The 13,548-nt window shown below is 67.7% G+C and carries 12 protein-coding genes; 6 read left to right on the forward strand and 6 right to left on the reverse strand.

What is annotated here, in order from left to right; all coding sequences use genetic code 11:
• Positions 1-43 precede the first annotated feature (43 nt).
• From IE191_RS03270 to IE191_RS03295, 6 genes are all read right to left on the reverse strand, one after another.
• The gene (locus IE191_RS03270; protein WP_191322909.1) at positions 44-1,153 is read right to left on the reverse strand and encodes an alkene reductase; all 1,110 of its coding nucleotides are present in this window, start codon (positions 1,151-1,153) and stop codon (positions 44-46) included.
• A gap of 169 nt (positions 1,154-1,322) precedes the next feature.
• Entirely contained in the window at positions 1,323-2,309 is a 987-nt protein-coding gene (gene nadA / locus IE191_RS03275) for a quinolinate synthase NadA (protein ID WP_191322910.1), read from the reverse strand.
• Between the two features lie 120 nt (positions 2,310-2,429).
• A complete protein-coding gene (locus IE191_RS03280) occupies positions 2,430-3,119 on the reverse strand; it encodes a DUF4230 domain-containing protein (RefSeq protein ID WP_191322911.1) in 690 nt (229 codons plus the stop codon).
• On the reverse strand, positions 3,101-4,021 hold the full coding sequence (locus IE191_RS03285) for an MBL fold metallo-hydrolase (RefSeq protein ID WP_191322912.1): 921 nt from the start codon (positions 4,019-4,021) through the stop codon (positions 3,101-3,103). Before IE191_RS03285 ends, IE191_RS03280 begins: the two co-directional genes overlap by 19 nt.
• Before the next feature lie 41 nt (positions 4,022-4,062).
• Positions 4,063-4,599 (reverse strand): DUF1465 family protein, encoded by a 537-nt coding sequence (locus IE191_RS03290; RefSeq protein WP_191322913.1) that lies wholly within the window; start codon positions 4,597-4,599, stop codon positions 4,063-4,065.
• A 188-nt stretch (positions 4,600-4,787) separates the two neighbouring features.
• Positions 4,788-4,985, reverse strand: coding sequence for a YdcH family protein (locus IE191_RS03295; RefSeq protein ID WP_191322914.1), 198 nt, complete (start codon positions 4,983-4,985; stop codon positions 4,788-4,790).
• 350 nt (positions 4,986-5,335) lie between these two features.
• Between IE191_RS03295 and IE191_RS03300 the strand changes: the two genes are divergently transcribed.
• The 6 genes from IE191_RS03300 to ftsH all read left to right on the forward strand — a co-directional run bounded on the left by IE191_RS03300 (position 5,336) and on the right by ftsH (position 13,475).
• Positions 5,336-5,494: a YdcH family protein gene (locus tag IE191_RS03300; protein ID WP_191322915.1), complete on the forward strand. Its 159-nt coding sequence runs from the start codon at positions 5,336-5,338 to the stop codon at positions 5,492-5,494.
• A 319-nt stretch (positions 5,495-5,813) separates the two neighbouring features.
• Positions 5,814-8,087, forward strand: a complete 2,274-nt coding sequence (ptsP, locus tag IE191_RS03305) for a phosphoenolpyruvate--protein phosphotransferase (RefSeq protein ID WP_373299229.1) — start codon at positions 5,814-5,816, stop codon at positions 8,085-8,087.
• Positions 8,088-8,224: 137 nt separating this feature from the next.
• Entirely contained in the window at positions 8,225-9,217 is a 993-nt protein-coding gene (locus IE191_RS03310) for a helix-turn-helix domain-containing protein (protein WP_191322916.1), read from the forward strand.
• A gap of 219 nt (positions 9,218-9,436) precedes the next feature.
• Complete coding sequence (locus tag IE191_RS03315; protein ID WP_191322917.1) at positions 9,437-10,435, forward strand: tetratricopeptide repeat protein; 999 nt, start codon at positions 9,437-9,439, stop codon at positions 10,433-10,435.
• A 79-nt stretch (positions 10,436-10,514) separates the two neighbouring features.
• Positions 10,515-11,408, forward strand: a complete 894-nt coding sequence (gene tilS, locus IE191_RS03320) for a tRNA lysidine(34) synthetase TilS (RefSeq protein WP_505833630.1) — start codon at positions 10,515-10,517, stop codon at positions 11,406-11,408.
• Between the two features lie 114 nt (positions 11,409-11,522).
• Complete coding sequence (gene ftsH / locus IE191_RS03325) at positions 11,523-13,475, forward strand: ATP-dependent zinc metalloprotease FtsH (protein WP_191322918.1); 1,953 nt, start codon at positions 11,523-11,525, stop codon at positions 13,473-13,475.
• The last annotated feature ends 73 nt before the right edge of the window (positions 13,476-13,548 follow it).

Consider the following 13,548-nt stretch of genomic DNA (forward strand, 5'->3'; position numbering starts at 1 on the left):
AGTCCGGGGTGACGACGTTGAAGCGCGTTATCGAAGAACCGCCTCAGACGGTTTCTTCGGCCAGTGTGGGATAGTCGGCATAGCCTTCGGGCACCGGGAAATACCACGATTCGGGCACGTTCTTGTTGGGCGCGAGCGGGGCATCCTTGGCGATGCGCTCCACCAAGTCCGGGTTGGAAATGAACGGGCGGCCAAAGCTGATTGCGTCGGCGCGGCCGGAGGCGATGTCGGCGGCGGCTTGTTCCGGGGTATAATCGCTGTTGAGCACCAGCGGGCCGGTGAAGTGCTGGCGGATCAGGCCATCCTGCTGCGGAACCTGGGTGGCGCCGAAGGTGCCGTCCGGGCCGGGCTGGCGCAGTTCCACGAAGGCGGGCTTGAGCTTTTCCAGCTCCTGCGCGGCGAGGCCGAACACGGCGGCCGGGTTGCTGTCGTCCACCCCTTGCGAATCGCCGTTGGGCGAAAGGCGCACCCCGACGCGGTCATTGCCCCACACCGCAATCAGCCGCTCCATCACTTCGCGCAGCAGGCGCACGCGGTTTTCCGGGCTGCCGCCATATTCGTCGGTGCGCAGGTTGGACGAATCGCGCAGGAACTGGTCGATCAGGTAGCCATTGGCGCCGTGCAACTGCACGCCATCGAAGCCGGCCTTCCTGGCGTTCTCGGCAGCGCGGGCATAATCATCGAGCAGGCGCGGCATTTCATCGATGCGCAGCGGGCGGGCTTCCACAGCATCCTTGCGGCCCTCGAACGTGTGGACATGGCCGGGCGCGCGCGTGGCGGAGGCAGAGACCGGCGGCTTGCCGTCGTTGAGATCGGGGTGGCTGACGCGGCCCATGTGCCAGAGCTGGGCGACGATGCGGCCGCCGGCCTGGTGCACGGCTTCGGTCACCGGCTTCCATGCTTCCACTTGCGCCTCGCTCCACAGGCCCGGCGCATAGGGCCAGCCCAGCCCTTCGCGGCTGATGCCGGTGGCTTCGGAAATGATCAGGCCGGCGCTGGCGCGCTGGCGATAATAGGTCGCCATGATCGGCGTGGGCACGCCATCGCGTCCGGCGCGGCCACGGGTGAGGGGGGCCATCAGGATGCGGTTGGGCGCCTGGATCGCGCCGAGGGCGAGCGGCTGGAACAAGGCTTCGTGGTGGGGGTGGGACATGCAAACCTCGTGGTGGAAATTGGGTTTTTATTTGAAACGCAGATTGGCGCTTCATGCGCGATGATGCAAGGGGGCTGGCACCAAATTCGCTTTGGACTGCGCAAAGAAAAAGCCCGGGCGGCCGATTGGCTCCCGGGCTTTTCGTGCAGGTTGATTGGGGAACAGCCGTTCAGGGCCGGCCAAGATCGCCTTGGCCCACGGTGCCGCTGGCCATGGCCAGCATGGCATCGAGGCTCTTCTTGGCTTCCAGGCGCAGGCCTTCCTCGATCTCGATCCGCGGGGTGAGGTCACGCAGCGCGAGGTAGAGCTTTTCCAGCGTGTTGAGCGCCATGTAGGGGCAGATATTGCAGTTGCAATTGCCGTCCGCCCCGGGCGCGCCGATGAAGGTCTTGCCCGGCATCGCCAGTTCCATCTGGTGGATGATGTGCGGCTCGGTGGCGACGATCAGCGTGTCGCCGTCCGTTGCCTTGGCATAGTTGAGGATGCCGCTGGTCGATCCGACATAGTCGGCGTGATCGACGATATGCGCCGGGCATTCCGGGTGCGCGGCGATCGGCGCATCGGGGTGCTGGGCTTTGAGCTTGAGCAGTTCGGTTTCGCTGAACGCCTCGTGGACGATGCACACGCCCGGCCACAGCAGCATGTCGCGCCCGAACTTGCGGTTGAGATAGCCGCCCAGGTGGCGATCGGGGCCGAAGATGATCTTCTGCTCGGGCGGAATCTTGGCAAGGATCGTCTCGGCGCTCGATGACGTCACGATCACGTCCGACAAGGCTTTCACCTCGGTCGAGCAGTTGATGTAGGTCAGCGCGATATGATCGGGATGCTGCGCGCGGAACGCGGCGAACTGGTCGGGTGGGCAGGAATCTTCCAGGCTGCACCCGGCGTCGAGATCGGGCAGCACCACGATCTTTTCGGGGCTCAGGATCTTGGCCGTTTCGGCCATGAACTTCACCCCGCAAAAGGCGATCACTTCGGCATCGGTGGCCGCCGCCTTGCGCGAAAGCTCCAGCGAATCGCCGACGAAATCGGCCAGGTCCTGGATTTCGGGCTTCTGGTAATAGTGCGCCAGGATCACGGCCTTGCGCTCCTTGCGCAGGCGGTCGATCTCCGCGCGCAGGTCTAGGCCGGACAAGTTGGTGGGCTGGGCCGTCATGCGTCGCTCCTGCTGCCGGGCCGCTATGGGCCGCACACCCTCGATCCCGGCTTCCTCGCGCTGCGACTTAGGGGCGCGTGCCGCCGATGCCAAGCCGGGATTGACGATCAGCGCCCGATATCACCGCGCACTATCGCCATCGATGCTGACGTTGACGGTCACTTTGCCGAAGCCTGCCACTTGCAGCGGGATCGCCAGGTTCTGGCGTACCGCATCCTTGGCGGCATTGCGCGCCAGGCCCAAGAGCACGGGATTGGCGGCCTGCTGCGTGGCGAGCTGTTCGGCCAGGCGGGTGTTGTCGCGGGTCAGCTTGTCCTGCGCGGCGCGGGTGATCCACACGCCTTCGCGCAAGTATTGCGCGCGCGCCTCGTCCAGGTTGGGACGGCTCAGGCGCAGCGGCGGCAGGCGCACCGACAGCGTCTGGGTCTGCGCGTTCCACGCCATGCGATCGCGGTTCATCTGGGACAGGTCGATGGTGTAGTCGATCCGCGCGGGGATCACGGCCACCTGCTTGGACTGCACCAGCCCGAACAGGCGGCTGTCATCGCTCGACACCACCGGGGCCATCTCGGCGCTGAACACGGTCAGGCTGTTCTGCCGCTCGAACGCGACCAGGCTGGTGGCCAGGGGATCGCCGATGTCCTGTGGTTTCCACAGCAGCCAGGCAAACAGGCCGGCCAGCGCCAGCGCGCCGACGAACAGCAGCCAGGGGAGGGCACTGCGCCGGGCGAGTGGGGCCTGGCGGGATGGGGCCTGATGGGATGGGGCCTGATGGGATGGGGCCGGCGAAGTCAGCTTGCTGTCGTCCATTGGTCCTCCCAACGAATGACCCGGCCCTGGCGTTCCAGATCGAGCAGATGGGCCAGCACCGAGCGGCCCGCCGCCCCGACCAGGCGCGGGTCCAGCCCCTTGTACATCTGCGCGACCATGGCCGGAATCGGCTGTGGCCCGCTTTCCAGCACGCGCAGGATCTGCCGCTCGCGCTGGCGGCGATGGCCCAGCATGCCGCGCACGAACTGGTGCGGGTTGGCGATCGGATCGCCATGGGCGGGATAATAGACGCGATCCTGCGGCCGATCGTAGAGCTTTTGCAGCGAGGCCATGTAATCGGCCATGTCGCCATCGGGCGGGGAGACCACGCTGGTGGACCAGCCCATGACATGGTCCCCGGTAAACAGCGCGCCGCTTTCGCGCAGGGCGAGGCAGAGGTGATTGCTGGTATGGCCGGGCGTGGCGACTGCCTCCAGTGTCCAGCCGTCGCCGGCCAGCGTCTCGCCATCGGCCAGCACACGATCGGGGGCATAGTCCGGATCGAACGCGGCGTCGGCGCGCGGGCCGCTGTCTTCCAGGGCGAGCGGCGCGCAGCCGATGATCGGGGCGCCGGTCAGCGCCGCCAGCGGGCGCGAGGCCGGGCTGTGGTCGCGGTGGGTGTGGGTGCAGACGATCGCCGCGATGCGCGCGGTGCCCACGGCGGCAAGGATGGCGGCGACATGGCCTTCGCCATGGGTATCGGCATGGCCGGCAACGCCGGTGCCGTCCGGGCCGGGATCGATCACCGCCACATCCTGCCCGGCGCCGACCAGGTAGGTCTGCGTGCCGGTGAAGGTATAGGGCGAAGGATTGGGCGCCAGTACCCGCCGCACCAGCGGTTCGAGCGGCTGGGCCATGCCGGTGTTCCACGTGGAACGATCAGGAAGCGAAGAACTGGCCATGGCCGTGCTATGGGGACGCCCGCCCCCATGCGCAAGGCGTGTCAGCCGGCTTCCGCCAGCGCCAGGCCGAGCCGTTCGCGCAGATGCACCAGCGCCATCGGCACGGTCTGGGCACGCGCGTCGCGCGCCTGCCAGGCCAGTTCCAGCCGGCCGATCCGCTGGTAAAGCCGCTCACTTTCGCGCACCACGGCCTGGGCCGCACCAGAGAGATGCACCACGCAGGCCGGGTCGCTCGCCGGGAAATGGGCGATCAGGCGGCCATGGCGGCGCAGTTGCAGCTCGGTCAGCTCGCCCGCGAACCAGGCGCGGTGGTTGAGCAGCCAGGCCAGGCAATGCATGATCCGGGTGGTGGTGCGCAGGGCTTCGCAGCTTGCCTGGACGCGCACCAGATCCTCGCCATCGGGCGTTCGCACCACCGGTGCCGCGTCGTTGGCGGGCTGGCGGCGCAGCGCTTCAAAGGCATCGCGCGCGCGATCGGCCAGATCCAGCGCCTGAGCATAGAGCGCCTCGACAATGCGCGGGTTGGCGCTGGGCGTGGCAAGCGATGGTGGCGCAGGCGGGAGCAGGGAAGCGGGCATGGGTGCGATCGGAACAGGCGGCCGGGCGAAGCGGGGCGCAACGCGGTCTCGCCCTTGCCTTAGAGCGGTTGGCCCGGTTCGCTCAATGCCCCGGCGGCCGCGATTGCGCGCCGCTTTGCCGCTGTCTCGATACGGAACGCTTCGCGCACCATGGGCGATACCCGCTTGGGCAGGGCAAGGTTTTGAAATCAGGCGATGATATCGGGAATGAGATAGTCTTCGAGCATGCTGATCTGGTCGCGCAGCAGCAATTTGCGCTTCTTCAGGCGGGCCACCTGCAACTGGTCGGCCGCGCCATTGAGGCTCAGGGCATCGATCGCCACGTCAAGGTCGCGATGCTCGAGGCGCAGGGCCTCCAGTCGCTTGCGCATTTCCTCTTCGGTCAAGCCCGGTACTCCCCGAAACCACCCATGCTGCCCACCGCTGTCACATCGCCTCCCTTTGGCCGGAATCGCATGCGCCGTTTAACTCCGGTAAAAACCCTATTGGGCGTTCATGGTGCACATTTCGTCACCGCTCTCTACACACGAACGCGATGGGGGTGCAGCCCGGCGCGCTCGCCCTTGCAAGATACGGCGAATGTGGGAGCATTACAACGCACCGACTGCACCGCGACTCGCAGAACAGAAGCATCGGAGCCGCAGGCATCGGGAGCCGACCGCACGGGAATGTCTCCCGCGCGGGTTTTGACCGGGTAGCGGCCTATTCCGGCCCGCACCCCTCAGGAGGTCAACGCATGGAAACGACGCACATCAACGCCTTGCAGACAAAGCACGCCGGCCTTGAACGCCGGATTTCCGAGGAAATGGCACGGCCAGCCCCCGATGTGGCCCTGCTCATGCAGCTCAAGCGGCGCAAGTTGCGCATCAAGGAAGAACTGGCGCTGCTTCACTGATCCCATCCGCGCCAGGGACAACCAACCAAGCGAAAACATACCTGGATTGAACGCATACCTGGATTGACGCGCGGGCCGGCCTTCACCACGAGGCCGGCCCTTTCCGTATCCGCGCGCAGGGGTTTGCCTGAGGGGGGCTTCGACAAGCTCAGCCCGAACGGGGATGAGAGGTTTTGGGGTTTGATCTCCGTTTGTCATCGGCCGTTTGTCATCGGCCGTTCGTCATTGGCCGTTCGTCATTGGGCAGTCGCATACGAATATTTCCGCAATGGCGGCAGGCCCCGTTTGCAAACGGCATGGGCTGCGCTAGGCCTTGGACATGTTGACTGCCGTTGCCTCTGCCCGCGCGATCCTCACCTCGCTGCACGAGGTCATGGCCTCGCGATCCGGCGCGCAGGCCAAGCTCAACCGTATCGTCGACGTGATCGGCGAAAACCTCGATAGCGAAGTCTGCTCGATCTACCTGCTGCGCGAAGGCATGCTGGAACTGTTCGCCACGCGCGGGCTGGAGCAGGCCGCCGTGCACGTCACCCGGCTGGCGGTGGGCGAGGGCCTGGTCGGCACCATTGCCCAGAACATCGAGACGCTGAACCTGGCCGAGGCAGCCTCGCACCCGGACTTCGCGTTCCGCCCGGAAACCGGGGAAGAGCGCTTCCACTCGTTTGCCGGCGTGCCGATCGTGCGGCGCCAGCGCGCGGTGGGCGTGGTGGCGGTGCAGCATGTCGATCCGCGCCGCTATGAAGAAGTGGAGATCGAGGCACTCCAGACCGTGGCCATGGTCCTGGCCGAACTGATCGCCAATGCCGAACTGATCGACGATGAAGATGTGCTGGGCGTGCCCGACCATCTCACCGGGCCCGACCGGCTCAAGGGGCAGACGCTGGTCAAGGGGCTGGCGGTGGGCCATGCCGTGTTCCACCAGCCGCGCGTGACGATCGAGCATGTCGTGGCCGAGGATACCGAGGCGGAGCGCCAGCGGGTCTATCGCGCGTTCGACAAGATGCGCGAGCAGATCGACCGCATGGCCAGCCAGGCCGAATTCGGCGTGGGCGGAGAGCACGAGGAAGTGCTCGAGACCTATCGCATGTTCGCCTATGACGAAGGCTGGAGCCGCCGCATCAACGAAGCGATCGATTCCGGGCTGACCGCCGAGGCCGCGATCGAGCGTGTGCAGCAGCGCACCCGCATGCGCATGCGCCAGATCGACGATCCGCTGCTGGCCGATCGCATGCACGATCTGGAAGATCTGTCCAATCGCCTGCTGCGGATCGTTTCGGGCCAGCTCGGCACGGCGGCGAGCATGGGGCTGAAAGGCGATGCGATCCTGATCGCGCGCAACCTTGGCCCGGCCGAACTGCTGGAATACGATCGCCGCCGGCTCAAGGGCGTGATCCTGGAAGAAGGCTCGCTCACCGCGCATGTGGTGATCGTGGCGCGGGCCATGGGCATTCCGGTGGTGGGCCGCGTGCGCGCGCTGCGCGGCAAAGTGCGCGATGGCGACCAGTTGCTGCTCGACGGCGACCAGGGCGTGATCGACGTGCGCCCTGCGCCCAGCCTGGTCGAGGCGTTCGAGGCGCGCTTTGCCAAGAACCGCGAGCGCCAGGCGCACTATGCCACGATGCGCGACGTGGAGCCGATCACGCGCGATGGGCAGCGCATCACGGTGATGATCAACGCCGGCCTGCGCGACGACATGCCGATGCTGCCGCTGACCGGCGCCGATGGCATCGGCCTGTTCCGCACCGAGTTCCAGTTCCTGGTTTCGGCGACGATGCCGCAGCGCGAGCGGCAGACGCGGCTCTATCGCGATGTGCTGGAAGCGGCGGGGGATCGCCCGGTGGTGTTCCGCACGGTCGATATCGGCGGGGACAAGGTGCTGCCCTATCTGCGTCACAACGAGGGCGAGACCGAGGAAAACCCGGCGATGGGCTGGCGCGCGCTGCGTGTGGCGCTGGAGCGTGACGGGCTGCTGAAAGTGCAGGCGCGCTCGCTGATCGAGGCGGCAGCAGGGCGCACGCTCAATGTGATGTTCCCGATGGTCACCGAACCGTGGGAATTCGACGCGGCCAAGGCGGTGTTCGAAAGCCAGGTGGCGTTCCTGCGCAAGCAGAAGAAAGTGCTGCCCGAGGCGATCCGCTATGGCGCCATGCTGGAAGTGCCGGCCCTGGCCGAATGCCTCGATATCCTGGCGCCGCGCCTGTCGTTCCTGTCGATCGGCACCAACGATCTGACGCAGTTCCTGTTTGCCGCCGATCGCGCCCATCCCAAGCTGGCCGAGCGCTATGACTGGCTCAGCCCGGCGATCCTGCGCTTCCTGGCGCGGGTGGTGCGCGATGTGGCGCCCCATGGCACGGCGCTGACGGTGTGTGGCGAAATGGGCGGGCGCCGGCTGGAAGCACTGGCGCTGCTGGGCCTGGGCATCACCCGCCTGTCGATCACCCCGGCGGCGGTCGGCCCGATCAAGGAACTGATCGGCCAGGTGGACCTGGGCGAGATCCGCCGTGCGATGGAAGGCTGGCTGCGCGAGCCGCAGGCCGACATGCGCCGCGTGGTGTCGCAATGGGCCAGTGCCCACGGCATCGATTGCGACTGATCGCCTTCGCAGGGCTGTTTTCGCGGGTTGCGCGCCGCAAAACGGTTGACTTTCGCGCAATTGCAACGAACCCCTTCTATCGGCTCTGACCAAGCCACCGGGTTGCAAAACAAGCATAGAAAGACGGGAGCCGCGCCTTGGCCGACTCGATCGAGTCCGAATTTCCACCCCATCAGCCAGACGCTCCGGCGTCGGGCGTCGGCGCTCGCCTGCGCACCGCGCGCGAGGCACAGGGCCTTTCGCTCAAGGACATTGCCGCCCGCACCCGGATCACCGCCCGCCATGTCGAGGCGCTGGAGACGGGCGATTACGACAGCCTGCCCGGCCGCCCCTATGCGCTGGGCTTTGCCCGCAGCTATGCCAAGGCGGTGGGGCTGGACGAAGCCGCCATTGCCGAGGCGGTGCGCGCCGAATTGAGCGCGCGCACCCCGGCGCCCGAGACCCGCGTGATCCACCAGTTCGAGGCGGGTGATCCGGCCAAGACGCCTTCGCGCCTGGTCAGTTGGCTTGCGGGCCTGCTGGTGGTGTCCGTGCTGGGGCTGGGGCTGGTGTTCTGGCGCAGCTATTACTGGCCCTCGGCCGATCTGCCCGCGCTGGTCGGGCCGGAAGAGCCCAAGCCTGCTGCCCCCGCGGCAGCGGCCAAGCCGGCGCCGGCCGCCCCTGCGGCGCGGCCCAACGGCCCGGTGGTGTTCACCGCGCAGGAAGACCGCATCTGGGTGAAGTTCTACGACGGCACCGGCAAGCAATTGGTGCAGAAGCTGATGGCCAAGGGCGAAACCTATACCCTGCCTGACGGCGTGAGCGACCCCAAGCTGTGGACCGGCCGGCCCGATGCGCTGGCCATCACCATCGGCGGCCAGGCCGTGCCGCGCCTGGCGGACAAGCAGGGCATCATGAAGGATGTGGACGTGAGCGCCCCGGCGCTGTGGGCGAGGGCCGATCGCCAGACCGCCGCGCCGGCGGATGGTGCCGGCGCTGCCGCCAGTTCGACGCCCAATGCTGCTCCGAGCCCGGCCCATCACCAGGCGCGCCGCCGCGTGGCTGCCGCTGTGCCTGCCGCTTCGGGCGAGGGCGCCGCTGCCACTGCGCCCGCGACCACGCCGGAGCCTGCGCCGAGCCCGGCCAACTGACCGGCGTGGTGTAGCCGGCGGGCAGGGCGGCGCGCAGTTTGGTTCAAGGCTCGACTTCGCCCGTGCGGTGCGGCAGTCTGCCACGTGTTGCATAGAGGCTGGCGGGCTGGCGCGGGGCTTGCCTTTCCGGCAGGCTTTTCGCATTCCTTCAAACGGATGGGGCATGCGCTGGGGGGTGCATGCCGCCGGGGGCGGCAGATGATCGAGACGGGAGTTACCATGAAGACCAAGATTGGCCAGGGCGTGAACTTCGGCGTGGCGCCCGCCCATGGGTTGCTCGCCGCGCTGGGCCTCGCGCTGGCGGCGGTTCCGGTGGCATCCACCGTCGCCCATGCGCAATCGGCCAGCGTTCCGGGGGAAACCACCGAGGCGCGCGTGCGGCGGCTGGAAGCGGAAGTCCGCGCCTTGCAGCGCAAGGTCTTCCCCGATGGCGCCGGTCGCACCTTTGGCCCGGAAATCACGGCCACGGCGCCTGCCGCCACGCCGCCGCCACCCGCAGTGGGTGCAACGCCGCTGACCGACGTGCTCTCGCGGCTGGATGCGGTGGAAGCGCAGTTGCGCCAGGTGACCGCCGCGACCGAGGAAAACCAGAACCACCTGAGCAAGCTGGACAGCCGCGTCTCGGCGCTGGAAACCGCCGCCGCGCCGCCACCCGCGCCGGCCGCCACGCCGACCGATCCGGCTGTTGCCCCGGCCGCCACGCCCGCGCCACGCCCGGCTGGTGGCGCGCCCGCCAAGACCCCTGCTGCGCAGCCCAAGCCTTCGTCCGCCACCCCGTCGCCAGACCGCGTTGCGGCGGTTGCGGCGATCGAGAAGCCGTCGACCAGCGACAAGGCGGCCGATGAATACATCTATGGCTTCCGCCTCTATGACGCCAAGTTCTATCCCGAGGCGCAGGCGCAGTTGACCAAGTTCGTCACCGTCTATCCCAAGGCCAAGCAGATCAGCCTGGCGCGCAACCTGCTCGGCCGCGCCTATCTGGAAGACGGCAAGCCCGGCACGGCGGCGCAGTGGTTCCTGCAAAACTACCTGGGCGACAAGCAGGGCGAACGCGCGCCCGACAGCCTGCTCTACCTGGGCGTGGCGATGACCCGGATCAACGATACCAAGCGCGCGTGCGGCGCCTTTGCCGAACTGCGGGATGCCTATCCCGACCAGATCGCCGGCCGCCTGAAAGGCGCTTACGAGTCCGCGATCAAAGGGGTGAAGTGCGATTGATCCGGCCGCGCTAGACCGGTTTGCGGCCGATTGGACCAAGCCGGGTGAAGCTGGGCTGGACCTTGGGGAAACCGCCCGGATCGGCCTGGCGGTTTCGGGTGGGCCAGACAGCACGGCGCTCTTGCTGCTGGCCGCTGCCCATGCTCCGGGCCGCGTGGCCGTGGCCACGGTGGACCATGGCCTGCGCGCGGAAGCGGCAGGGGAAGCGGTTGCCGTCGCCGCGCTCTGCGCGCGCCTGGGCGTGCCGCACGCTACGCTGCGGCTGACCATGGAAGCGGGCAGCGCGATCCAGGCCCGTGCTCGTGCCGCGCGCTATGCCGCCCTGGCGGCCTGGGCGAGGGCCGAGGGCCTGGTTGCGCTGGCGACGGCGCATCATCTTGACGATCAGGCCGAAACCCTGGCGATGCGGCTGAACCGGGGCGCCGGGGCGCGCGGCCTTGCCGGAATGCGCGCGGTGGCCACGGTGCCGGGCGATCCCGCGCTGCCGCTGCTGCGCCCGCTGCTCGGCTGGCGCCGGGCCGAGCTGGCGGCGGTGGTCCGGGCCTGTGGCCTGGACGCGGCGGACGATCCCTCCAACCGCGATCCGCGTTTCGAGCGGGTGCGCGTGCGCCAGGGGCTGGCCGAGGCCGACTGGATCGATCCTGCCGGATGGGCAATGAGTGCGCAGCACCTGGACCAGGCCGATGCCGCGCTCGATTGGGCGGCGCAGCGCCTGTTCGAGGCCGGATGGCAGGGGGATGGCGCGGGGGGCACGCTGGCCGTGGCCGACGGCCTGCCGCAGGCGCTGGCCCTGCGCCTGCTCGAACGGGTGCTGACGGCGCTCGACCCCGCCGCCGCGCCGCGCGGGGCCGAACTGGCGCGCTGGCACGCCGCTCTCGCGGCGGGGCAAGTCGCCACTCTGGCCGGGCTGCGGGGCGAGGGGCGCGGCGCCCACTGGCACTTTGTGCGCGTGCCGCCCCATCGGACGGGGTGAAAAGCGCGGCTTTGGTGCCGTTATTGCAAGCTTGGGAGCGGTGGGCGCGATTCGGCAACTTGCCATTCAGCGGATCGCACCTACCTTCCATCCTGAAAGGATTGCGTGAGCCCCATGAACGACGACCAGCCGCAGGGTAATCCCTGGATCAAGAGCCTCCTGGTGTGGGGGGGCATCTTCCTTGCCCTGCTGCTGGTGGTTTCGATGTTCGGGGCGCGCAGCGATGCCTCCGGCACGCAGATCGGCTATTCCGATTTCCGTGCGCGCGTGGCCGAAGGTGCGGTGCGCGATGTGCAGATCGGCGCCGACAAGATCACCGGCACGCTCAAGAACGACCAGACCTTCACCACCACGCCGGTGGATGGGGACAAGGAACTGCTGCCCAAGCTGTTGCAGGACAACAACGTGCCCTACACCGGCAAGGCGCAGGAAGAGCCCAACATGCTGGTCTGGGTGCTGGCCCAGTCGCTGCCGTTCCTGCTGATCCTGGGCGTGGCGTTCTTTGCCCTGCGCCAGGTGCAGAAGGGCGGCGGTTCGGGCGCGATGGGCTTTGGCAAGTCCAAGGCCAAGCTGCTGACCGAGCGTTCGGGCCGCGTCACCTTCGACGATGTGGCCGGCATCGACGAAGCGCGCGAGGAATTGCAGGAAATCGTGGAATTCCTGCGCGATCCCAGCCGCTTTTCCAAGCTGGGCGGCCAGATTCCCAAGGGCGCGCTGTTGGTCGGCTCGCCCGGCACCGGCAAGACCCTGCTCGCCCGCGCCATCGCGGGTGAAGCGGGCGTGCCGTTCTTCACCATTTCGGGTTCGGACTTCGTCGAAATGTTCGTGGGCGTGGGCGCCAGCCGCGTGCGCGACATGTTCGAGCAGGCCAAGAAGAACGCGCCGTGCATCGTCTTCATCGACGAAATCGATGCGGTCGGCCGCCATCGTGGCCATGGCCTGGGCAATTCCAACGACGAGCGCGAGCAGACGCTGAACCAGCTTCTGGTCGAGATGGACGGGTTCGAGGCCAATGAAGGCATCATCATCATTGCCGCCACCAACCGGCCCGACGTGCTCGATCCGGCGCTGCTGCGCCCGGGCCGCTTCGACCGCCAGGTGGTGGTGCCGGTGCCCGATATCGAGGGCCGTGAAAAGATCCTGGGCGTGCACATGAAGAAAGTGCCGCTGGCGCCCGACGTCAATCCGCGCGTGATCGCGCGCGGCACGCCCGGCTTTTCGGGTGCGGACCTCGCCAACCTGGTCAACGAAGCCGCCCTGCTCGCCGCGCGCCGCAACAAGCGGCTGGTCGCCATGCGCGAGTTCGAGGATGCCAAGGACAAGGTGATGATGGGCGCGGAACGCCGCTCCATGGTCATGACCGAAGACGAGAAGAAGATGACCGCCTATCACGAGGCCGGCCATGCCATCGTCTCGGTGTTCGAGCCGGCATCCGATCCGATCCACAAGGCCACGATCATCCCGCGCGGCCGCGCTCTGGGCATGGTCATGCGCCTGCCCGAACGCGACAGCTATTCCTATCACCGCGACAAGATGCACGCGAACCTGTCGGTTTCGATGGGCGGGCGCGTGGCCGAAGAAATCATCTTCGGGCACGACAAGGTCTCGTCGGGCGCCTCGGGCGATATCCAGTACGCCACGGGCCTGGCCCGTTCGATGGTGACCAAGTGGGGCATGTCGGAAAAGCTCGGGCCGCTTCAGTATGAAGACCAGCAGGAAGGCTATCTCGGCATGGGCGGCTCGGCCCGTCTGATGGCCTCGGAAGAGACCAACAAGCTGATCGACAGCGAGATCCGCGCGCTGGTGGACCAGGGCTATTCCCGCGCGGTGGAAATCCTGCGCGCCAACGAAGACAAGCTGCACATCCTGGCCCAGGCCCTGCTGGAATACGAGACGTTGACCGGGGATGAGATCAAGACCCTGATGGACGGCGGCCAGCTCGACCGGCCGGACACCTTCGCAGGCCCGGCGCGCCCGATCGCGGCGCCTGGCGCCACCGTGCCGCGTGCAGGCCGCCGCTTCCTGGGCGGTGGCAACAGCGGCGGGTTGCAGCCGCAGGGCGCCTGAACGGCCAGACGGAAACGTAAACGGGGAGGGGGCCATGTGGCCCCCTTTTTGTTGGGGGCATTTCGGCGCGCCC

It is taken from the genome of Novosphingobium pokkalii (genome assembly GCF_014652855.1).
Lineage (GTDB): Bacteria > Pseudomonadota > Alphaproteobacteria > Sphingomonadales > Sphingomonadaceae > Novosphingobium > Novosphingobium pokkalii.